Consider the following 21939-nt stretch of genomic DNA (forward strand, 5'->3'; position numbering starts at 1 on the left):
CATGCCCGGATTCCTCCTTCACCTCGGCGCCACCGTCCTCTGTGCCCACGGCGGCCAGGCCACGCCCAGCGCGCCCAACCCGCGCGTCCTGCTCTCCGGCCAGCCGGCCACCACACTTGGTGCGCCCTACATGATCGCCGGCTGCGCCATGCCGCCGCCGACCGCCGGCAACGGCCCCTGCGTCACCGGCCAATGGCTGATGGGCGCGACGCGGGTGCTGATCGGCGGCCAGCCGGCCTTGCTTCAGGCATCGCCCTCGATCTGCGCGCCAACCGGCACGCCAATGACGGTCGCCGTCGTGCAAACTCGTGTAACGGGGATGTGAAATGAACCTCCACTTCCCCTTCCAACCCGACAATCGTGGCCGCAGCGGCGAAGCCGACAACGACGCCCATCTGCGCGACATGATCGAACAGGTGCTGTTCACCGTCCCCGGCGAACGCGTCAATCGACCCGATTTCGGCTGCGGCCTGCTGCAACTGGTCTTCGCGCCGAACAGCGACACGCTGGCCGCCGCCGTCCAGATGACGGTGCATAGCGCCTTGCAGCAATGGCTGGGCGACCGCATCGTCGTCGAAGGCGTCAATGTCGAGCACGATGACAGCACACTCGCCGTCGATGTCCAGTACGTCGTCAGGCGCGGTCAGGAGCGCCGGCTGACCCGCTTCACCCGGGGCGCGCCATGAACCGCCAGTTCCGCAGCGACAACCCGCGCCGCCTGCAACTGCTGCGCGACCAGAATCCGGTCGGCAAGAACGGTATCGATTTCGTCGAGATCACCTCGCTCGACCAGCGCAGCCTGCGCGTCGTCTGCGTCCATCCGGTCAGCGCCATCAGCCGCGCCAACGTCCGTATCGAAGGCGGTGTGCGGATTACCGGCATCGCGCTGTCCGCCGAGCCGGTCATCAACGGCCGTGAAATTCGCCTCAAGGTCGAACAGGCTGGCGATTTCTCCTGGTATACGCTGAGCCTGATCGACCCGGCCGACGCCGAAGCGCCAGCCCCCGGTTTTGACATCTGCCTGTCCACCATCCGCATCAACTTCAAGGCAGGCTGCCCCTCCGAATTCGATTGCGCCGACCTCCACGACTGTCCCCCGGACACCCCGCCCGAACCGCGCCTCGATTATCTGGCCAAGGATTACGACAGTTTCCGCCGCCTCATGCTCGACCGCATGTCGCAACTGATACCGGGCTTTGCCGAGCGCAGCCCGGCCGACTTCACGGTGGCGCTGGTCGAGACGCTGGCCTATGTCGGCGACCACCTTTCCTACACGCAGGATGCCGCAGCCACCGAAGCCTACCTCGGCACCGCCCGCCGCCGCACCTCGCTGCGCCGCCATGCCCGGCTCCTTGATTACCCGCTGCACGACGGCTGCAACGCTCGTGTTTTCGTGACGGCTACGGTCGACGCCGATGCCGAGGCAAAAACCATCCCGGCCGGCACCGCTCTGCTGGCTGCGGCCGGTGCCGGCGACCCGGTTCGCCGCACGGACTTGCTCGACCAGTTGCCGCTGCCCGGCATCGAGGTCTTCGAAACCCTGCACGATCAGGTGCTGCACGCCGCCCACAGCGAAATTGCCATCCACGACTTTGCCGACCCGGCCTACTGCCTGCCGCGTGGCACGACGGCCGCAGCGCTGGTTAACTCGCCAGCCCTGGCGCTAGCGGCCGGCGACGTGCTGATCTTCGAAGAAATCCTCAGCCCGACCACCGGCAAGGTGGCCGATCTCGATGCCAGCCACCGCCACCCGGTCCGCCTGACCGCCGTCAGCCCCGGCCACGACGACCTGACCAACACCGACCTGCTACTCATCAACTGGCACAACGAAGATGCGCTGCCCTTCCCGCTCTGCGTCAGCCATGAATTCGAGATCGGCGGCGCGCTCGTCAAGCAGGCCATCGCCGTCGCCCGCGGCAATGTCGTCCTCGCCGACCACGGCCTGACCCGGCCCTGGCAAACGCTGGAGCCGCCCGAGGTGGGCGATGGCGGCACGCCTGCCCTGCGCCTGCCCTACCGACCGCGTCTCAGGGAATCTGGCCTTGCCTTCGCCGAGCCCTACGATCACGACGTGGCGACCAACGACCAGTTACCGCTCTCGGCCAGCCGCGTGCTGAGCCAGGAGCCGCGCAATGCACGGCCGGCCGACATGATGCTGCTGGCTGACGATTCCAGCCTGTTCGGCGACCAGCCCGACCCCAATGAAACGCCGTGGACGCCGCAACGTGACTTGCTCGGCAGCGAACGTTTCGCCCGCGAATTCGTCGTCGAAACCGAAAACGATGGCAGCGCCTGGCTACGTTTCGGCGACAACCAGTTTGGCGCCGCGCCGATCACCGGCCAGCGCCTGCTCGCCCGCTACCGGCTGGGCGGCGGACCGCGTGGAAACGTCGGCGCCGAAGCCATCAGCGCCCTGGTCAGCGACGATGCCAACCTGATGCTGGGCATCCAGTCCTTGCGCAACCCGTTACCAGCGACTGGCGGCGCCGAACCCGAAACGCTCGACGCCATCCGCCTCAACGCTCCGGAAGCCTTCCGCACCCAGGAGCGCGCTGTCACCACCGACGACTACGCCCGAGCCGCCGAGCGCCACCCCGACGTGCAGCGCGCCGCTGCCCGCCTGCGCTGGACGGGCAGCTGGTACACCGTTTTCCTGATGCTCGACCGCCGTGAAGGCAAGCCGGTCGATGCGGCATTCAAGGCGACCATGCGCGCCTTCCTCGAACGTTTCCGGCTGGCCGGCTACGACTTCGAATTCGCCGATCCGGTGCATGTCCCGCTCGATATCCAGTTGCAAATCTGCGTCGCCAGCGGCTACTTCGCCGCCGACATCAAAGCCGCGCTGCTCGAAGCCTTCACCGCCGGCGTCGACCGCCATGGCCGGCCCGGCTTCTTCCACCCCGACGGCTTCACCTTCGGCACGCCACTCTATTTGTCCGCCGTTGTCGCCCGCGCCATGGCCGTGGCCGGCGTCGCTTCCGTCGACATCCGCCGCTTCCAGCGCTGGGGACGCAGCGCCAAGGGCGAACTGGCGGCTGGCGTCATCACCGCCGATCAGCTCGAAGTCCTGCGTGCCGACGGCGACCTCAATTTCCCTGAAAACGGCCAGATCAGCTTCATCGTGGAGGGCGGATCATGAGCACTTCCGACAAGTGCGGCTGTTGCGCCGGCGTCACGCCGCTCACCCCGGTCGACGACATCCAGCCCCCAGGTCAGCCAACGCTGGCGCTGCGCGTCGGCACCCACGGCCGCTTCCGGCAGAGCATGCTGGCCGACCTGGCCGACGAACCTGCCCTCGAAAACCTGACCACCCGCGCCAGCGACGACCCGGCCATCGCCCTGCTCGACAGCTGGGCCGCCGTGCTCGATGTGCTGAGCTTCTACCAGGAGCGCATCGGCAACGAAAACTACCTCCGTACCGCCACCGAACGCCGCTCGGTGCTCGAACTGGCCCGCGCCATCGGCTACGAACTGCGCCCCGGCGTGGCCGCCTCGACCTGGCTCGCCTTCACCCTCGAAACCGCGCCGGGCGCCCCGCTAGAAACCCGCATCGACATCGGCGCCCGCGCCCAGAGCGTGCCCGGCCAGGACGAAACGGCGCAGACCTTCGAGACCCTCGAAGCCATCGACGCCAAAGTCCGCTGGAATGCGCTGCCCGTGCTCGCCGCCGAAACCGTGCCGCCGCGCATGGGCCTGCGCACGATCTACCTGGCCGGCACGGCGACCCGCCTGCAGGCCGGCGATGCGCTGCTCGTCATCGGCGACGAACGCACCAAGGACCCCTGCAACGAAAACTGGGATTTCCGCCGCGTTATCCGCCTGCGCGAAGTGCTGCCGGCCGACCCGAGCGACCCGAAAGACATCGGCTACACCGTCGTCACGCTCGACCGCGGCCTAGGCAAACCCTGGCATGGGGTCCATCCGGCCCGCACCAATCCGCGCTGCTACGCACTGCGCGCCCGCGCCCACCTGTTCGGCCATAACGCGCCGGACTGGCGGGCCATGCCGGCCAACCTGCGCGCCACCTACCTCGGCATGGCAGACGATGCCAAGCCGCCAATCAACGAACACCCGGAATGGCCGGGCTTTACGCTGGCTGACATTTCCGATCCGCCGGCCGGCAGCGCCAGCGGCAGCGGGCTCCTCGGCCAGTACTACCGGGGCAAGGGCTTCCGCGAAGCGATCCTGAGCCGCACCGATGCCACGGTCGATTTCAACTGGGGCGTCGGCAGCCCCGATCCAGCCGTGCCAGCCGATCATTTCTCGGTGCGCTGGTCCGGTTGGGTCGAGGCGCCGGGCAGCGGCCAGTTCACCTTCTTCGTCACGGCCGACGACGGCCTGCGGCTGTGGATCGACGATCAACTCGTCATCGATTTCTGGATCGATCAGGGCTTCACCGAACGCACCGGGTCGGCCCGTCTGCAAGCCAATCACAAGCACGATATCCGGCTCGAGTATTACGAGAACGGCGGGGCTGCCGCCTGCAAACTGGAATGGTCCGGCCCCGGCGTCAGCAGGGCCGTCATCCCGACCACCCGCCTCTACCCGCGCGATGTCACGACCGTTCACCTCGACGCCAGCTACCCGAAATGGCTGGCCGACGGCTGGGCGGTGATGTCCGTCCCGAATTACGAAGAGGTCTATCGCATCGTCAGCACAGAGGACGACGCCCGGGCCGACTTCACGGTCTCAGCCACCGCCACCCGCCTGACGCTGAGCGGTGAAAATCTGCGCGACACCTTCAACGACCATGTCCGCAGCACTACGGCTTTCGGCCAGTCCGAACCCCTCGACTGGGCCACCCGGCCCGTCTCCGGCTTTTTGCAAGGCCACCTGATCGACCTCGCCGGCTACGAGCCGGATCTGCCGGCAGGCCGCTGGCTGGCCATCTCCGGCCTCGTTCTGGCCGATGTTCCAGCCAATACCAAGGCGCTGAGCCGCCTGAAAAAAGGCGATGCACTGGCCTCCATCCGCATCGCCCGCGACCGCAAGACCGCCGATTTCGAATTTGAGGATTTTTTCCGGTTGACCGTGGCACTCGCTCCAGCCGCCGAAATCGTCCGCATCCAGCACAACGACAGCAGCAACGGCCACACCCAACTGCTGCTCGACAGCGATCTGACGCACGCCTACCTGCCAGCCACCGTCCGCATCAACGCCAACCTCGCCCCGGCCAGCGCCGGCGACAGCAAGCAGATGCGCATCCAGCCCGAACCGCTGGGCAGCGGCGACGGCAGCCGCAGCCTGCAACGATTCAACTTGCGGCAAGGCCCGCTGACCTACATCACCGCCGCCACGCCGAGCGGCACGGCGAGCACCCTCGAAATCCGCGTCGACGGGCTGCTCTGGCAGGAAGCGCCGCGCTTCACTGCGCCCGGCCCGACCGAGCGCGCCTACACAGTGAAGCTCGATGAAAACGGCAGCGCCACCGTGCAGTTCGGCGACGGCGTACACGGCACACGCCTGCCCACCGGCAACGGCAATGTCGAAGCGCGCTACCGCGTCGGCCTCGGCACGGCCGGCAACGTCAAGGCCGAGCAGATCAGCATGCTGCTCACCCGGCCGCCCGGCCTCAAAGCCGTCACCAACCCGGTCGCAGCCAGCGGTGGTACCAATGCCGAAGCCGGCGACGAAGCCCGGCGCAACGCCCCGCTGCGCGTCCGCACGCTCGACCGCATCGTCTCGCTGCGCGACTTCGAGGATTTCGCCGCCGCCTTCACCGGCATCGGCAAGGCGCAAGCCGTCTGGCTGTGGGACGGCGAACAGCGCATGGTGCATCTGACCGTGGCCGGCACCGACGGCGCGCCGCTCGATCCGAATGCCGCGCTCTACCGCAACCTGCTCGCCGCCATCGACGGCGCCCGGCCGCCATACCAGCCGCTACGCGTCAGCCCCAGCCGCGACCTGCGTTTCGGCCTGACTGCCGGGCTGTGGATTGCGCCGGACTACGAAGCCGAGAAAGTTCTTGCCGCCGCCGGCAAAGTGCTCGAAACAGCCTTCGGTTTCGCCGCCCGCGCCTTTGGCCAGCCGGTTACCGGCAGCGAGGTGCTGGCTGCGCTGCAAGGCGTCGCCGGCGTCATCGGTGCCGATCTCGACAAACTGATTCAAGTCGAATCGGGACTCACCGTCCTCACCTCGAACGGCCCCGATGGCAGCATCCCGGCCCGTAGCGCCCGCTGGCAGGGCAACAGCCTGCAACCAGCCGACCTGCTGCTGATCGACCTGGCGGCCGTCACCCTCACGGAGCGCACGTCATGAAGCTCGACGCCGATTCCCTGCTTGCCTTGCTCCCCGCCTTCTACCGCGAGCGCGACGCCGAAGCGGGCGACCCGCTGCGCGCCCTGCTCGGCGTCATCGCCCGCCAGGGCGCGCTCGTCGAAGCCGATATCGAACGGCTCTACGACAACGCCTTCATCGAAACCTGCGAAGACTGGGTCGTGCCCTACATCGGCGACCTGCTCGGCGTGCGCGCCCTCTATCCGGTCGGTGGCACCGCCGCCTTCGGTCCGCGCGCACTGGTCGCCAATACCCTGCGCCTGCGCCGGCGCAAGGGCACGGCGCTGGTCCTCGAAGAACTGGCCTTCGACACCACCGGCTGGCGCGCCCGCGCCGTCGAATTCTTCGAACGGGTGTCGACCACGCAGTACCTCAATCACCTGCGACCGCATTCCCTGCGTACGCCGGACCTGCGCCAGCCGCGACCGCTCGACCGCATCGACGGCCCGTTCGGCAGCGAAGCCCACACCGCCGACATCCGCACCCTGCCGGCCGGTCGCTACAACCTGCCGGATGTCGGCCTTTTCCTATGGCGCCTGCAGGCCTATCCGGTGCAGCGCGCCACCGCCCGTCCGGCGACGACACGGCCCGGTTTCTACACCTTCGACCCGCTCGGCCTCGACCAGCCGCTGTTCAACCGGCCGCGCACCGAGACCGACATCAGCCATCTGGCCGAACCGATCAACGTCCCGGAAGCGCTGCACTGGCGCGACCTGCACGCCGAACTCGAAGCCCGCCGGCAGGCCCTGACCGACGGCGAAGACCCCAACGACCAGTACTTCGCCGAAGCCGGCAGCGGCCCGGTGCTGCGCGTCTGGATCGACGACAACGAAGTGCCGGTCGAACACCTGGTCATCTGCGACCTCAGCCCGATTCCCACGGTGGTGCCGGAAGACTGGCGCCACCCACCGGCGACGCTGACCGTCACTGCCCGCAAGGCCGGCCGGCCGGACATGACCTTCCCGGCCGCCGGCGGCGTGCTGGTTGGTATCGACCCGCGACGCGGTCGCCTGGCGCTGCCCGATGGCATCACGGCAACCAGCGTTGAAGTCGGCTACGCCTACGGCTTTCCCGGCGACATCGGGGCTGGCCCCTACGACCAGCGCCCCGGCCCGGGCGACAACGATCCGCTGGCGGCCCAACCTGCGGCGACCGATTTCGAGGTCGTCATCCAGATTCCCAGCGCCGCAACCCCAACCCTCGCCTCGGCCTTCAACGCCCCGGCCAACCCGGCCGATGCGGTCAACCGCGTCATCGCGGGAAAACGCACCCTGGTCGTCCTCAACACCGATGCGACGGAAGCCGTGGCACCCATACTCGACCTGCCCGACAGCCATCTCGCCATCCAGGCCGCTCCCGGCCGGCGCCCGGTGCTGGTCGGCGATTTTTCGCTCAAAGGCAACGCCAGCACGCGGCTCAGCCTGGGTGGCCTGTTGCTCGACGGCGCCCTCAACCTGCAAGGGCCTTTGCACGCCGTGACGCTACGCCATTGCAGCCTGGTTCCGAACAAGGGCGGCATCGCCCACACGGGCACCGGCACCGACCTCACGCTGAGCCTTTACCGCTGCCTGAGCGGCCCGCTGCACTGCAACCGCCCACTCGCCACCGTCGCGCTGCGCGACTGCCTGATCGATGGCGAAGGCGGCAATATCGCGCTCGATGTCGACGACAGCCCGCTCACCGTCATCGCCTGCACCATGCTCGGCACCACCGCAGCCGGCCGACTGGAGGCCAGCAACAGCCTGTTCGACGGGCTGGTCACCATCGCCCGCCGGCAGGAAGGCTGCGTCCGCTACAGCTACCTGCCGCCAAAATCAGTGACCCCGCGCCGCCATCGCTGCCAACCCGATCTGGTCATGACCGACCTGCCCGCCGCCGACGCTGCCCGCGAGGCAACACGCGTCACGCCCGCTTTCACCAGCATCCGCTTCGACACGCCGGCTTATGGCCAGCTGACGCGAAGCACCGCCCAAGAAATCAGGACGGGCGCCGACAACGGCGCCGAAATGGGTGTCTGGAACTTGCTCCAGCAGCCGCAGCGCGAAGCCAATCTGGCGCTGGCGCTCGATGAATACCTGCGTTTCGGCCTCGAAGCGGCCGCGATTTTCGTCAATTAGCCCCATTCAGCATCCCTAGACAAAAACCGGGAGAGACACAATGAAAGCCGACCTCAGCCGCGCCACATTCGACAAGGCCAGACGCTACCGCAGCGTGCGGATGCAACAGGGCCGCGTGCAGCTCGACGCCGATTTCAACGAGCAACAGGACATCCTCAACCATCGCATCGAGATCGAGACGCGCGACAGCCTCGGCCCGGTTGCCGTGCCCATCGACAATCCCGGCTTCGGCCTGACGCCGGCTGGCACCGATCTGACCATTTCGGCCGGGCGCCTTTACGTCGATGGTCTGCTCTGCGAAAACCCGGCCGCCACGACGGTCGCCGACCAGCCCGACCTGCCCGACACCGCCTCGCCGGTGCTGCCGGCCGGCGCATCGCAGTTGCCGTTGCCGCCGGTTGGCGTCACGGCGGCGAGCATCACCGGCGTAGTCGTCTTCAACGCCGGCAACGCCGTAGCACCGCCCGACGGCACCTACCTGGCCTATCTCGAAGCCTGGCAGCGCCATCTCAGCCCGCTCGATCTGCCGGTAGACGACACCAGCATGCGCGAAGTGGCGCTCGGCGGGCCCGACACCTGCACCCGTGAGAAAACCGTTTGGCAGGTCAAGCTGCTGCGCGCCGGCGAACTTGATGCGCCGCTCACCTGCCTGTCGAATATTGCCGCCTGGAGCACCTTGACCGCAGCACCCGACGGCCGCCTGGCCGCCCGCGCTGAAGCCAGCATCCCGCCCAAGACACCCTGCCAGTTGCCGCCGGAAGCCGGCTACCGGCTGCTCGAAAACCATCTCTACCGCGTCGAGATTCACGACGATGCGAGCGTCACCGGCAAGGCCCGCTACAAGTGGTCGCGCGACAACGGTAGTCTGGCCAGCCGCGTCGTCCGCTGGCTGAACGATCCGATTGCCAACGAGTTCGAGGTTGCCAGCATCGGCCGCGACGACGTGCTGGCCATCACCGCCGGCTGCTGGGTCGAGTTCTACGACGACACGCACGAACTGCTCGGCCAGCCCGGCCCGCTGGTGCCGGTCATTCGCACCGAAGGCAATGTCGTCACCGTCGACCTGACCAAGCTGATCGGCCATGCCCTCGACCAGGCGATGTTCCCGCGCAATCCGCGCGTCCGGCGCTGGGATGGCGTCGCCGAAATCAGCACCTCGGCCATCAACTCGGCTACCGGCTGGGAGGAACTGGCGCAGGACGGCATCGAACTGAAGTTCGCCCCGGGCAGCTACCGGATCGGCGATTACTGGCTGATTCCGGCCCGTACCGCCACGGCCGCCATCGAATGGCCGAAGGAAAACGGCAAACCGGCCTTTCTCTCGCCGGCCGGCGTGCTACGCGCCTTTGCCCGGCTCGCCCTGCTCGAATTCAAGGCCGGTGCCTGGATCCTGAAATCGGACTGCCGCCCGCTCTTCCCCAGCCTGACCGAGCTGACCCAACTTCATTACGTCGGCGGCGACGGCCAGAGCATCAAAACGAATCCCGCCAATACGCCAGCCCAGGTCGCCCTGCCCAGCCCGCTGCAGGTCGGCGTTGCCAATGGCCAGTTCCCGGTCGTCGGGGCGCGGGTACGCTTCACGGCAAGCGATGGATTGCTGCCCAACGGCACAAAAATTCAGGAGGTCGATACGCTGGCCGATGGCGTTGCCAGTATCGCCTGGTCGCTCGACTCCGATCCGGCCAAACCGGTCCAGCACGTCACGGCCGAATTGCTGGTCGCCGGTGAAGTGGTGGCCGGCCGTTATCTGCCGGTGCATTTCAGCGCCCAACTGGCGCTGGCCACCGGCGTTGCCTACGACCCGACCAACTGCCCCGACCTGCTCGCCGCCGAGGCCTACACCGTGCAGGAGGCCATCGACACCCTGTGCAAGCGTCCTCAGGGTGGCGGCGGTTGTTGCGTCACGGTCGGCCTGACCGGCGAGTACGAGACCCTAGACCTCGCCCTGCGCACGCTGATCGCCGAAGATCGGCGCGATATCTGCATCTGCCTGCTGCCCGGCAACCACAGCCTGGCCGACGGCCTGAGCCTGACCGGTACGCCGCGTCACCGCATCAGCATCCACGGCGCCGGCCCGGCCAGCCGCCTCATCCTCAAGCAGGAAGTGTTCAGGTTCGACACTTTCGGCTCGCTGAGCCTCAAGGATTTCACCCTGGCCAACACCGGCGAACCAAGCAGTTTGAGCTTCCTGAAATGCCAGAACGTCGATTTCAGGCACGTCGACTTCCTTGGCCGATCAGCCACTGGCAGCAGCTTGCTGCAAATCGCCGGCAGTTCGCGCTTGCTGATTGAAGGCTGCACGGTTTTTGCCATCGCTACCGACAACAACGAGAGACTGGATTTCATTGTCCAGCGCGTTCCCAGCCTGGCTGCACAGCGCAACGCCTTTGCCGCCACCGCCATCATCGATGGCAGCCTGAACAAGGCCGCCGAAGCCATCGCTGCCCTTGATCCGGCAGAGCGCAAGAAAATGTCGGGCGAGATCAGCACCCTGCTGCGCAGCAATGACCTGTCCAATCTCACCGGCCGCGAACAGACCAGTCTCAACAACCTGCGCGTCGTGGTCGGCCGGAATCCAACTGCTGCCGCCCTGAGCAAGGCGCTCAACCAATTCGCCGACGCCCTGCGCGCCGGCACGCCGGCCTTTGCGCTGGCGCTCGACGACACCGACGATGCGAGCCTGATCAACAACCGCCTGCGCGGCCGGATCACGCTGTTCGGCGAGTCGGACGACATGCCCGACATCAACACCGACCAGTTGCAACGCCTGAGCGCCGCCATCAAGGCGGGGGCCGTAACCTTCGATGACAACGGCACCCTGATCATTGAACGAAACGAACTCCAGGGTGTTCGGATCAGCGGCAAGGCACTAGCCAAGGTGATCGAGAACGCCCAGGGCACCTTGCCCGTCTGGCACAACCTGCAGGTCACCAACAATCGCATCGACAGCGAGGCAGATCACTATCCGGGCTTCAACGCCGCCTTCAATGGCAACACGCTGGAACCGCAAGGCGACGTCGGTGTATTGCTGGCCAATCAGGCCAAGGTCATCGGCAATTTCGCCCACAACGACTTCAGGCTATTTGTCGCCGGTGCCAATCCCGAGAGTTTCGGCAACGGCGGCCTGAATGTGGTGCCGATTTAAGACTGTTCACGCAATGGCCAGCCCGTCAAGGCTGGCCATTTGATTCCGGTGTCAGAACGCCACCGTCAACGACTATTACTATTGCGCTTACCGGCGGTGGCCGTAATGACCATGGTGGCCACCATGATGGCCAACCGGGACGAATATCGGGAAGCAGCCACTGAGCGTAATCGCGACAAGTAGGCCGGCAATAATTCTTTTCATCACTTCTCTCCTGCTATGGGGTAGTAAGTGAATAACGCGGGGAGGGCGAAAAGAACCGACGTCGAATTGTTACTGCTTGTAAGCGGCCGGGTACGAGGCCCACGGCAGGCATTTCAATTTTGGGCCTTTTTCCCGGTTGACCGTGGAAGTCACCCGGCCAGGCCAATTCAGCCGGCGCTGCCCTGCCCCCCTGCCCCGCAAGCATGGCAAAAACGCGCGAAGGCGCTCTTGCGTTCCTGGCAGCGACCGCAATGGTCGAACAGACAGATGCCGCAATGCGGGCAGTAATCGATGGCGGTGTTGGTCAAATCGACCGGCCGCTCGCAACCCGGGCAGACCTTCTTGGCCAGCCGGGCCAATGCCGTGTCGTAGCTCAGTTCCTTGCGGCGCTCGACATCGGGCATGGCCTCGGCCTGTTTCTGTTTTTCGAGGTAGCGATTCAGGGCGACGATGGCGTAGCGCCCGACCAGCACGGTGATGATGATGCCGACGGCGTAGCGCACATAGCCGCCGTAGCTCGGCAGGTAGGGGACGAGCTCGACAAAGAAGGCGAACAGCGCGAAGTAGATGAAGCCCCAGACGAAGGGCCACCACGTGCTCTGGCGCTTTTTGGCGAACAGCCAGCCGGCGACGGCGAGTAGCGGCAGGGTCAGCGCCAGGCGATAGCCGAAAACGCGCAATTCCTGCCTGCGCTGCTCGGTAAACAGTTTGGTCGAGGCCGTCCGCTCCAGTTCGCGCAGGTCGCGCTGGGCGCGCTCTTCCGCCTGACGGGCGTCGAGCAGGCTCTGCTGCTGACGCTCAACATCGGCCAGCGCCTTGCGCTCGAGAATCTTCAGTTCATCGAGGGCCTGCGTGCGTTCGATCAGTTCGGCGTCCTGCTCCGGGCGCTTGGTGGCGTGGCGCGTCGCCAGCCAGTTGTTGAAGGTGTCGCGTGCGGCGGCAGAGTTGGCGCGGGCGCCATTGAGTTTGAGCTGGGCCTGATCGTGGGCATCCTGCGCCGCCTGGCGTTTTTCCTGCATCGCCTTGAGCTCGGCGCGCAGCGGTGCGGCGGCCTGCTGGTCGATGAAATCATCAAGCGTAACGCGGTGCTCGACCTTGGGCAGGTTCTCGACAATCGTCCCGCCCAGCCCGATCAGGAAGCTGGCGAAAACGAAGGCGACGATCCACAGCCCGAAACGAAACCATTTTTCCGACAGACGCAGCGCCTTGCTCATGCCTCAACTCCCTTGAATTTGCCGCGTATTGCCGAAAACGCCAGCATGCCGAGCAAGGCCACGGTGCCGGCGACGATGCCAACGACCGCATCAAGCGACATCGAGACGACGCCACTCATCATCCCGCTCATTTCGGCCAGGTGCTCGATACCGTGATGAACTGGCGGAATACCGTGCGACAGGATGCCGCCGCCGACCAGAAACATCGCAGCCGTGCCGACGATGGTCAGCAACTTCATGAGTTTTGGCGCGGCCAGCAACAGGCCCTTGCCAACGATCTTCATGCCCCCGCGCCCCTTGAGCAGCAGCCAGGCGCCGACGTCGTCCATCTTGACAATGCCGGCGACGATGCCATAAACGCCGATGGTCATGATCAGCCCGATGCCGGCCAGCACGGTCAGTTGCGTAGTGAAGGGCTGAGTGGCGACGGTGCCCAGCGCGATGACGATGATTTCGGCCGACAGCACGAAATCCGTGCGGATGGCGCCCTTGATCTTTTCCGCCTCGAACGCCGCCATATCGACCGTTTCATCGGCTACCGCGGCCAGTTCCTCGGCATGGTGCGCTTCGTCCTCGGCTTCGCTGTGCAGCCACGGGTGAGCCAGTTTCTCGACGCCTTCGAGGCACAGGTAAATGCCGCCGATCATGAGCAGGGGCGTCACCGCCCACGGGATGAAAGCGCTGATCGCCAGCGCCGCCGGCACGAGAATCAACTTGTTTTTCAGGGAACCGACGCAGACCGCCCAGACCACCGGCAATTCGCGCTCGGCGGCAACGCCGGCGACCTGCTGGGCATTGAGTGCCAGATCGTCGCCGAGCACGCCGGCCGTTTTCTTGGCGGCGACCTTGGTCAAAACCGCCACGTCATCAAGGATGGTGGCAATATCGTCAATGAGGACGAGCAGGCTGGCGCCGGCCATCAGGATTCCCGACCCCGTGATGTCTCCAGCGAGAATTCGCGAATCCAGGAAGCACGCCGATCGATAGCCGAACGGCGGTCAGTCATTACCCGACCTTCGCGGGTTTCGTACGGCGGCGGCGCGATATGCGTACACACGCGGCGATCGGCGCAGCGCGGCTGATAGCTTGCATCGGGCATTTTATTTTCCATGATGACTCCTCGGCAAATCCGGAGGGACAGCAATTATGCCATGGCGCATAAGCAGTGCGCTTGCCTGGAAAACGGCTAGAATCCTGCCCGCACTCTCTCCTACGGTCGACCGGCTTTTTTGCCCAAAATTCAAAGCGAATGTCTGAATACTCCGCCTCCTCCATCCGTGTCCTGAAAGACCTTGAACCCGTCAAGGAACGTCCCGGGATGTACACCAGAACGACCTGCCCGACCCACATCGTGCAGGAAGTCATCGACAATGCCGCCGACGAGGCGCTGGCCGGCTACGCCAAGAAAATTTCGGTTGCCATCCGCGCCGATGGCGTCATCGAAGTCAGCGACAACGGCCGCGGCATCCCGGTCGAAATCCACCCGGAAGAAGGCCGGCCGGCGGTCGAACTGGTTTTCTGCAAACTGCACGCCGGCGGCAAGTTCAACAAGAAGGATGCCGGCAACGCCTACCGTTTCTCGGGCGGCCTGCACGGCGTCGGCGTTTCGGTGACCAATGCGCTGTCGATCCGCCTCGAAGTCGAGATCAAGCGCGGCGGTGGCGTGCATCACATCGCCTTCGGCGCCGGCTTTGTCACCGAACCGCTGAGCCGGATCGGTGACTGCGGCCAGCGCAACACCGGCACGACAGTGCGCATCCAGCCCGACCCCAAGTATTTCGATTCGCCGAAGATCAATCTGGCCCAGCTCGAGCATCTGCTGCGCTCGAAGGCCGTGCTCATGCCCAATGTCACGGTCGAACTCGACATCGAAGGCCAGGACAAGAAAGTCTGGTGCTACGAGAACGGCATGGCCGACTACCTCAACGAGATGATGGTCGGCACGCCGGTGGCACCGATTTTCGTCGGCGAGAAACACGTTGAAAGCGCCAACGGCTTCGCCGTCGGCGAAGGCGCCACCTTTGCCATGGCCTGGTTCGAGGAAGGTGGCGGCAAGCCGGAAAGCTACGTCAACCTGATCCCGACCCTCGATGGCGGCACCCACGAAGCCGGCCTCAAAGCCGGTGTTTTCGAGGCGGTCAAGACTTTCGCCGAACACCATGCCATCCTGCCGGCCAAGGTCAAACTAGCCCAGGAAGACGTCTGCGGCCGCATGACCTACCTGCTTTCGGCCAAGGTGCTCGACCCGCAGTTCCAGGGCCAGACCAAGGAAAAACTGACCAGCCGCGATGCCTACAAGCTGGTCACCCAGATGGTGCGCGACCCCTTCGAGCTGTGGCTCAACAGCCACGCCGATTTCGGCAAGAAGATCGCCGAACTGGCCGTCAAGGCGGCGCAGAACCGGATGAAATCGACGCAGAAGGTCGAGAAGAAGAAGTCTTCTGGCATTGCCACGCTGCCCGGCAAGCTGACCGATTGCGAATCGGACGATATCGCCCGCAACGAAGTGTTCCTCGTCGAGGGCGACTCGGCCGGCGGTTCAGCCAAGCAAGGCCGCGACAAGGAAACCCAGGCCGTTCTGCCGCTGCGCGGCAAGGTGCTAAACACTTGGGAAGTCGACCGCGACCAGCTGTTCAAGAACAACGAAGTGCATGACATTTCCGTGGCGGTCGGCGTCGACCCGCACGGTATAGAGCAGATCGACAGCGTCGATGTCTCAGGCCTGCGCTACGGCCGCATCATCGTCATGTCCGACGCCGACGTCGATGGCTCGCACATTCAGGTGCTGCTGTTCACGCTCTTCCTCAAGCACTTCCCAGCTTTGGTCGAACGCGGCCACATCCACGTCGCCCAGCCGCCGCTCTTCCGCGTCGACGTCGAAGCCCGCGGCCACACTCGCAAGGTTTATTGCCTCGACGAAGCCGAGAAGGAACAGACGCTGACCAAGCTGCGCGACGAAGGCGTTTCGGAAAACAAGATCACCGTCTCCCGCTTCAAAGGCCTCGGCGAAATGAACCCTGACCAGCTCTGGGAAACCACGCTGTGCCCGGACACCCGCCGCCTCGTCCCCTTCCAGGCCAGCCGCGAAACGATCAAGCAAATGACCGCCACCTTCACGCTGCTCATGGGCAAGGGCGAAGCGGCCGGCCGTCGGGCCTGGATGGAGAAGGACGGCGGGCTAGTCGAGGCTGACGTCTGACATCGGCCATGAAGCGTCAGGTATCCGCGATACTCTTCTGCGCATCCCTGCCGCTGGCCGCCAACAGCCAGTCGCTCGACGATTGCCGGCGCATTGCCGCCGCGACTGACCGCCTGGCCTGTTACGACGCATTGGCGACACCGCCAACTGCCGCGCAGCAAAAGCCCCCACCAGCAAAGTCTCCGGAAGCACCGGCCACGGCCGACCTGAATGAGCCGGCGGCCGGCGACTCCCTGCTCGGCGCAGCCTGGGAACTCGACGCCGACAGGCGCGGCCACATCCTGCGCATACGGCCCTACAAGCCGGTCTATATCCTGCCCGGCTTCCATACCAGCCACACCAATCCGTTTCCCGCATCACCCTCTGTCGGGCACACCAGCACCACCGACACCGGACAGCGCCCTGACGAAGCAAAACTCCAGATCAGCCTGAAATCGAAGCTGGCCGAAGACCTGTTCGGCAACAATGGCGACCTCTGGTTCGGCTATACCCAGACCTCGCGCTGGCAGGTGTATACCGCAGGCACTTCGCGGCCTTTCCGCGAAACCAACCACGAACCCGAAGTCATGCTGGTGTGGCGTACTGACTACACGCTGGGCGGCTGGCGCGGGCGCTACCTGTCGCTCGGCTTCAACCACCAGTCGAATGGCCGATCGCTGCCGCTATCGCGTAGCTGGAACCGGATAATCGCCGGCATTGCCCTGGAAAAAGGCGATTGGACGGCAACCCTCCGCCCCTGGTGGCGCATCCCGGAAGTCGGCGAACACGACGACAACCCGGACATCGCCAATTACCTCGGCCGGGCCGACCTGCAAATTGTCAGGATTTGGGGCAAGCAGCAGTTTTCCCTGCTCCTGCGCCACAGCCTGCAAGGCGGCGGCAACAATCACGGCGCCTTGCAGCTCGACTACGCCTTCCCTCTTTCCGGCAGCCTGCGTGGCCATCTGCAATGGTTCTCCGGCTACGGCGAAAGCATGATCGACTACAACCACCGCGCCAATTATTACGGCATCGGCGTTTCCCTGCTGGAGTGGTATTGATTGTCAGGCTCCGGCAGCCCCACCCAACCTTGTTCAGGAGCAACACATGCTGAAATCAATGAAGACGCTCATCACCGTGGCCATCGCCATTGCCCTGGCTTTTGCCCTCAATCCCTCGGCTGAAAAGCACCGCGACAAGATCAAGACAGCCATCGCCGAGCGCAGCCAGGTCGAGCGCGTTCTGGGTATCGGTCAGCTGACTTCGTTCGTTTCACAGTACCATTCACTCGGCGTCGCGTCCTACACGACGGTCAACGACAAAGTAACGTCGATCGGCGTATTCGGGATGGTTTTCGTCCCGTAATCAAGCGCAGGAGAAGGCCGCTCCGGTCCACTCCGCCACTTCACTGGCCAACGCCGGAAAAAATACAAAGCTCATGAAAACCCCGAAAAGACTCATCACCCTCGTTGAAGAAGGCCTTGTAGACGAGGTGATCGGGCAGTTGATGAGCGGCAAGGAAGCGACCGTCTATATCGTGCGTTGCGGCGAACACATTCGTTGCGCCAAGGTTTACAAGGATGCCAAGCAGCGCAGCTTCCGCAAGGCGACTTCCTATCAGGAAGGCCGCAAGGTCAAGAACAGCCGGCAGGCACGCGCCATGGAGAAAGGCAGCCGCTACGGGCGCCAGATGCAGGAAGAAGTCTGGCAGAACGCTGAGGTCGATGCACTGTATCGGCTGGCCGCAGCCGGGGTGCGCGTGCCCCAGCCCTACATCTGCTTCGATGGCGTACTGCTCATGGACCTGGTGGCCGATGCCGAGGGCGGCGCGGCGCCGCGCTTGAACGATGTCGCCCTGAGCGAAGCGGTGGCACTGGAATATCACGCCATGCTGGTCAATCAGGTGGTGCGCATGCTGTGCGCCGGGATCATTCACGGCGATCTGTCGGAATACAACATCCTCGTCGATGAAAACGGGCCGGTCATCATCGACCTGCCGCAAGCCATCGATGCGGCCGCCAACAGCACGGCAGCCGAAATGCTGGAACGCGACGTCAACAATCTGCGCAGCTATTTCAGTACCTTTGCCCCCTCTCTGGCCGACAGCCAGTTTGGCAAGGAAATCTGGGCGCTGTACGAGAGCGGTTTGCTCCAGCCGGATCAGGTTTTGACGGGCCAGGTGGAACTCGACGAAAGCCTTGCCGACGTCGATGCCGTACTGATGCAAATCGAAGAAGCAATCAAGGAAGACGAAATCCGTCGCATGTGCCAGTAAACTCCAGCCTTTGTCGTCGCAACACCAGGAAACAAATCGAAGCTGCCCGCTCCGCGAACAAAATGCCCAATCCAACCACGCCTCTCTGCTTTGCCAACCGTCGCCGCCTGCTGAGCGCCAGCCTGCTTGTGCTCGGCGGTTGTTCGATCCTCCAGCCCGCCAAGCCGGAGGCCCCTCCCCGCCCAAAAATCGGCCTCGCCCTCGGCGGCGGCGCGGCGCGCGGCTTCGCCCATATCGGCGTGATCAAGATGCTTGAATCGCACGGCATCGTCCCGGACTACGTAGTCGGCACCAGCGCCGGCGCGGTCGTCGGTTCGCTCTACGCGGCCGGCTACGACGCCTTTGCCATGCAGAAGATCGCCCAGCAGCTCGACGAAAAGATCTTCGCCGACTGGACGCTGGGCGGGCGTGGCCTGCTCAAGGGCGAAGCCCTGCAGGACTTCATCAACCAGCACCTGAATAATCGTCCACTCGAAAAACTCGGCAAGCCCTTTGCGACGGTAGCAACCGACCTCAACAGCGGCGAGCGGGTTGTTTTCCGGACCGGTGATACCGGCATGGCCGTGCGCGCCTCGGCGGCCGTACCCGGCGTCTTTCAGCCGACCCAGTTTCGCGGCAAAAGCTATGTCGACGGCGGGCTGACCAGCCCGATCCCGGTGCTGGCGGCGCGCGAGATGGGCGCCGACTTCATCATCGCCGTCGATATCTCGGCCCGGGCCGAAGGCCAGCCGGTGGACAGCATGACCGCCATCATCTGGCAGACGACGACCATCATGGGCAGCGCCATCGGTACCAACGAACTGCGCGGCGCCGATATCGTCATCCGGCCGAAGCTGCCCTACGTCAAATCCTGGGACTTCACGGCGCGCAACGACGCCATGATCGAAGGCGAACGCGCAGCACAAATGGCCCTCGCCGCCATCAAGCAAAAACTCGGACGCTGACCGCTCGCATTCGCCTAAGCGTCACGAATTTCTGCCAGAATTCCACCTTTGCTCCCACTCAGCGGATTCACCATGACCTACAAAGTCTTTGTCGATGGCCAGGAAGGCACCACCGGCCTGCAGATCAACGAATACCTCGCCCAGCGCAGCGATGTCACGGTCCTCAAGATCGACGCCGACAAGCGCAAGGATCTGGCCGAACGCAAGCGGCTGATCAACGAATCCGACGTCACCTTCCTCTGCCTGCCGGACGAAGCTGCCAAGGAATCGGTGAGTCTCGTCGACAACCCGAATACCTGCATCATCGATGCCTCGACGGCGCATCGCGTCAATCCGGACTGGACCTTCGGCCTGCCCGAACTGGCACCCGAGCAACGCGCCAAGATCCGCGCCAGCAAGCGCATCGCCAACCCCGGTTGCCACGCCAGCGCCTTCATCCTGGCCCTGCGTCCGCTCGTCGCTGCCGGCCTGCTGCCGGCGGCCACGCAGATCGCCGCCAACTCGATCACCGGCTATTCCGGCGGCGGCAAGTCGATGATCGCGCATTACGAGAGCCCGGCGCGCATCAATGCGCCGCGCCCCTACGGCCTTACGCTGGCCCACAAGCACCTGCCGGAAATGCAGGCGTATACAGGGTTGACCGTGGCACCGATCTTCCAGCCCATCGTCGGGCCGTTCTACAAGGGGTTGGCCGTCACCGCCTTCATCCAGCCGCAGCAATTCACGCGCAAGGCAACGCCGGCTGACGTGCAAAAGATCATCGCCGACTACTACGCCGGCGAGCCCTTCATCCGGGTGCTGCCGGTCGATCTCGACGCAACCACCGATGGCGGTTTCTACAACGTCGAAGCCAACAACGACACCAACCGCGTCGATATCGCCGTCTTCGGCAACGAGGAGCGCATGCTGGTCATGGCCCGCCTCGACAACCTTGGCAAAGGTGCCTCGGGTGCTGCGGTGCAGGCGATGAACGTGCATCTTGGGGTCGAGGAAAGCCTCGGCCTGGTCTGAACTCCGCGCTCATGCCTATCGCTTTCCTGGTTCGCCTTTGCCTGTTGATCACTGCGGTGGTCTCAGGCTGGCCGGCCAGCGCACAGTCGATCCTGCTCGACCCGAATACGGCGACTTACGGCAATCCCTGGGTCACGCCGCGCCTGAATGGCACAAGCGCAAGCGCCCTCGACACCAAGGTGCTGGTAACCACGAGTGCTCTTCCGGCGCAGGGTGATTTCGAGACGCTTGGTGCGCTCTACGTTCAGTCGCGCTGGCCCGGCAGCACAGGCAAGGCAAGAAAACTGCTGGCCGAACAGGCGAAGGGCATGGGCGCCAACGTCGTCGTCGAGTCGCGGGTCTGGCAGGGGCTGGCTTTTCCGGCTGTGGTCGCCCCGCAAGGCAGCGGCATCGCCGTGCTGGTCAAGGATCACGAGTTGCTCGAAAGCCTGGCCGGTTCAGTTGGCACCTGGGAATGAGCATGAATGTCGTGATCGGCCACATCACCGTCAAGGATGCAGCCAAATGGGCTGAGTATCGCAGCCAGGTGCCGGCGACGCTGGCCCCGTGGCAGGCCGAACTGGTTTTTCGTGGCGAAAAACTGGCCATATTTGGCGGCGAGCATCGCCACAGCGACACGGTCGTCATCCGCTTCCCAAATGCCGAGGCAGCCAACGGCTGGTTCAACTCGGCGGCCTACCAGGCGCTGATTCCGCTGCGCATGGAAGCGGCCGAGGTCGATCTGATCAGTTTCAGCGAAGCAGGCGCGTAGCGTCGGTGTAATCCCGGGCGTATTGCAAACTGGCGAGGTCGAGTACCTGGGCGATCCGTTCGCTGCTTGTCGCCACGTTCTGCACAGCTTTTTCGTTGCCTCGATCGGCAATGCCCAGCCGGTTGATGGCACTCTCGAAAAATACCCACTGGTTTTTGGCCAGGCCAACGGCATCCCGGCTGGCTGGCGAGTTTTCCTGGGCCGTATCAAGCTCATTGAGGCCGGTTGAAAACTCCCGGCGCGCCTGCTCGATATCGACCAGCACCCCTTGTACGCGGCTACCGCCCTGGGCCAGCAGATAGAGCCGGGCCAGACGCTGTGACAGCATATTGAGGCGCGAGGACAGGTCGATCAGGCGGCCGACTGGCGTTTCACCTTCGGCTTCGATCAGCATGCTGAGCTTGCCGGCATGGATCATCAGCTCGTCGGCCAGTTGATTGACCCGCTCGGCGCTGGCCGGGCCGGGGGCTTGTTTCATGGCTACGCGCATTTCCTGCCAGAGCGCTTCACTACGCGTCAGGACACGCCGGACATTCGGCTTTCTGGCCGAACCGCCGAGGCGAGTGAATTCGGCATCGATCTGGCTCATCGAAACGTCTATCTGCTGCATCGCCTGCGCCGCATTCAAGCCCATACCGGCCTGCTGGTAGAGTTTGGCCAGGCGTTGCGACTGCATGCGCAGGCGACCGGCGCTGACGATATCACCGGCAAGCTGCCCGGCCCCGCCCTCTTTTCCGGCCGCCAACGCGCCTTGCGACAGGGTCAGGGACGAACAGGCGATAATCAGCAACAGCCCCCGGCGAACGACTTCGAATTGCGGCATC

18 protein-coding genes are annotated in these 21939 nt (G+C 64.7%); 14 read left to right on the forward strand and 4 right to left on the reverse strand.

Going from position 1 to position 21939, the window contains the following annotated elements:
• The first annotated feature begins 1 nt into the window (after position 1).
• From KI613_RS11240 to KI613_RS11265, 6 genes are read left to right on the forward strand one after another with little or no spacing between them, the layout of a single operon-like run.
• Positions 2-325: a DUF4280 domain-containing protein gene (locus tag KI613_RS11240; protein WP_226399448.1), complete on the forward strand. Its 324-nt coding sequence runs from the start codon at positions 2-4 to the stop codon at positions 323-325.
• A 1-nt stretch (position 326) separates the two neighbouring features.
• Positions 327-686, forward strand: a complete 360-nt coding sequence (locus tag KI613_RS11245; RefSeq protein WP_226399450.1) for a GPW/gp25 family protein — start codon at positions 327-329, stop codon at positions 684-686.
• Entirely contained in the window at positions 683-3139 is a 2457-nt protein-coding gene (locus KI613_RS11250; protein WP_226399451.1) for a putative baseplate assembly protein, read from the forward strand. The genes KI613_RS11245 and KI613_RS11250 overlap by 4 nt, the downstream gene beginning before the upstream one ends.
• The gene (locus tag KI613_RS11255) at positions 3136-6258 is read left to right on the forward strand and encodes a putative baseplate assembly protein (RefSeq protein WP_226399452.1); all 3123 of its coding nucleotides are present in this window, start codon (positions 3136-3138) and stop codon (positions 6256-6258) included. Before KI613_RS11250 ends, KI613_RS11255 begins: the two co-directional genes overlap by 4 nt.
• Positions 6255-8393, forward strand: coding sequence for a hypothetical protein (locus tag KI613_RS11260; RefSeq protein ID WP_226399453.1), 2139 nt, complete (start codon positions 6255-6257; stop codon positions 8391-8393). The genes KI613_RS11255 and KI613_RS11260 overlap by 4 nt, the downstream gene beginning before the upstream one ends.
• A 40-nt stretch (positions 8394-8433) precedes the next feature.
• Positions 8434-11538: a DUF6519 domain-containing protein gene (locus KI613_RS11265; RefSeq protein WP_226399454.1), complete on the forward strand. Its 3105-nt coding sequence runs from the start codon at positions 8434-8436 to the stop codon at positions 11536-11538.
• 371 nt (positions 11539-11909) lie between these two features.
• Here KI613_RS11265 and KI613_RS11270 read toward each other — a convergent pair whose 3' ends face one another.
• Genes KI613_RS11270 through KI613_RS11280 form a run of 3 tightly spaced genes read right to left on the reverse strand, consistent with a single transcriptional unit; the run spans position 11910 to position 14067 of the window.
• A complete protein-coding gene (locus KI613_RS11270) occupies positions 11910-12956 on the reverse strand; it encodes a zinc ribbon domain-containing protein (RefSeq protein ID WP_226399455.1) in 1047 nt (348 codons plus the stop codon).
• Positions 12953-13876: a DUF808 domain-containing protein gene (locus KI613_RS11275; RefSeq protein WP_226399456.1), complete on the reverse strand. Its 924-nt coding sequence runs from the start codon at positions 13874-13876 to the stop codon at positions 12953-12955. The genes KI613_RS11270 and KI613_RS11275 overlap by 4 nt, the downstream gene beginning before the upstream one ends.
• Complete coding sequence (locus KI613_RS11280; RefSeq protein ID WP_226399457.1) at positions 13876-14067, reverse strand: hypothetical protein; 192 nt, start codon at positions 14065-14067, stop codon at positions 13876-13878. The genes KI613_RS11275 and KI613_RS11280 overlap by 1 nt, the downstream gene beginning before the upstream one ends.
• A gap of 138 nt (positions 14068-14205) precedes the next feature.
• Here KI613_RS11280 and parE point away from each other — a divergent pair, with 138 nt between their 5' ends.
• The 8 genes from parE to KI613_RS11320 all read left to right on the forward strand — a co-directional run bounded on the left by parE (position 14206) and on the right by KI613_RS11320 (position 21115).
• Positions 14206-16155: a DNA topoisomerase IV subunit B gene (parE, locus tag KI613_RS11285; protein ID WP_226399458.1), complete on the forward strand. Its 1950-nt coding sequence runs from the start codon at positions 14206-14208 to the stop codon at positions 16153-16155.
• 8 nt (positions 16156-16163) lie between these two features.
• Positions 16164-17195: a phospholipase A gene (locus KI613_RS11290; protein WP_226399459.1), complete on the forward strand. Its 1032-nt coding sequence runs from the start codon at positions 16164-16166 to the stop codon at positions 17193-17195.
• A gap of 46 nt (positions 17196-17241) precedes the next feature.
• Positions 17242-17499: a hypothetical protein gene (locus KI613_RS11295; RefSeq protein ID WP_226399460.1), complete on the forward strand. Its 258-nt coding sequence runs from the start codon at positions 17242-17244 to the stop codon at positions 17497-17499.
• Between the two features lie 73 nt (positions 17500-17572).
• The gene (locus KI613_RS11300; RefSeq protein WP_226399462.1) at positions 17573-18409 is read left to right on the forward strand and encodes a PA4780 family RIO1-like protein kinase; all 837 of its coding nucleotides are present in this window, start codon (positions 17573-17575) and stop codon (positions 18407-18409) included.
• A 62-nt stretch (positions 18410-18471) separates the two neighbouring features.
• Positions 18472-19353 (forward strand): patatin-like phospholipase family protein, encoded by an 882-nt coding sequence (locus KI613_RS11305; protein ID WP_226399464.1) that lies wholly within the window; start codon positions 18472-18474, stop codon positions 19351-19353.
• A 72-nt stretch (positions 19354-19425) separates the two neighbouring features.
• On the forward strand, positions 19426-20364 hold the full coding sequence (argC, locus tag KI613_RS11310) for an N-acetyl-gamma-glutamyl-phosphate reductase (protein ID WP_226399466.1): 939 nt from the start codon (positions 19426-19428) through the stop codon (positions 20362-20364).
• Positions 20365-20375: 11 nt separating this feature from the next.
• Positions 20376-20822: a hypothetical protein gene (locus KI613_RS11315; protein WP_226399468.1), complete on the forward strand. Its 447-nt coding sequence runs from the start codon at positions 20376-20378 to the stop codon at positions 20820-20822.
• A complete protein-coding gene (locus KI613_RS11320; RefSeq protein WP_226399470.1) occupies positions 20819-21115 on the forward strand; it encodes a DUF1330 domain-containing protein in 297 nt (98 codons plus the stop codon). The genes KI613_RS11315 and KI613_RS11320 overlap by 4 nt, the downstream gene beginning before the upstream one ends.
• Here the strand turns inward: KI613_RS11320 and KI613_RS11325 are convergent.
• The gene (locus KI613_RS11325) at positions 21096-21938 is read right to left on the reverse strand and encodes a type IV pili methyl-accepting chemotaxis transducer N-terminal domain-containing protein (RefSeq protein WP_226399472.1); all 843 of its coding nucleotides are present in this window, start codon (positions 21936-21938) and stop codon (positions 21096-21098) included. The two genes, KI613_RS11320 and KI613_RS11325, sit on opposite strands and share 20 nt — an antisense overlap.
• Between the last annotated feature and the right edge of the window lies 1 nt (position 21939).

It is taken from the genome of Ferribacterium limneticum (assembly GCF_020510585.1).
GTDB lineage: Bacteria > Pseudomonadota > Gammaproteobacteria > Burkholderiales > Rhodocyclaceae > Azonexus.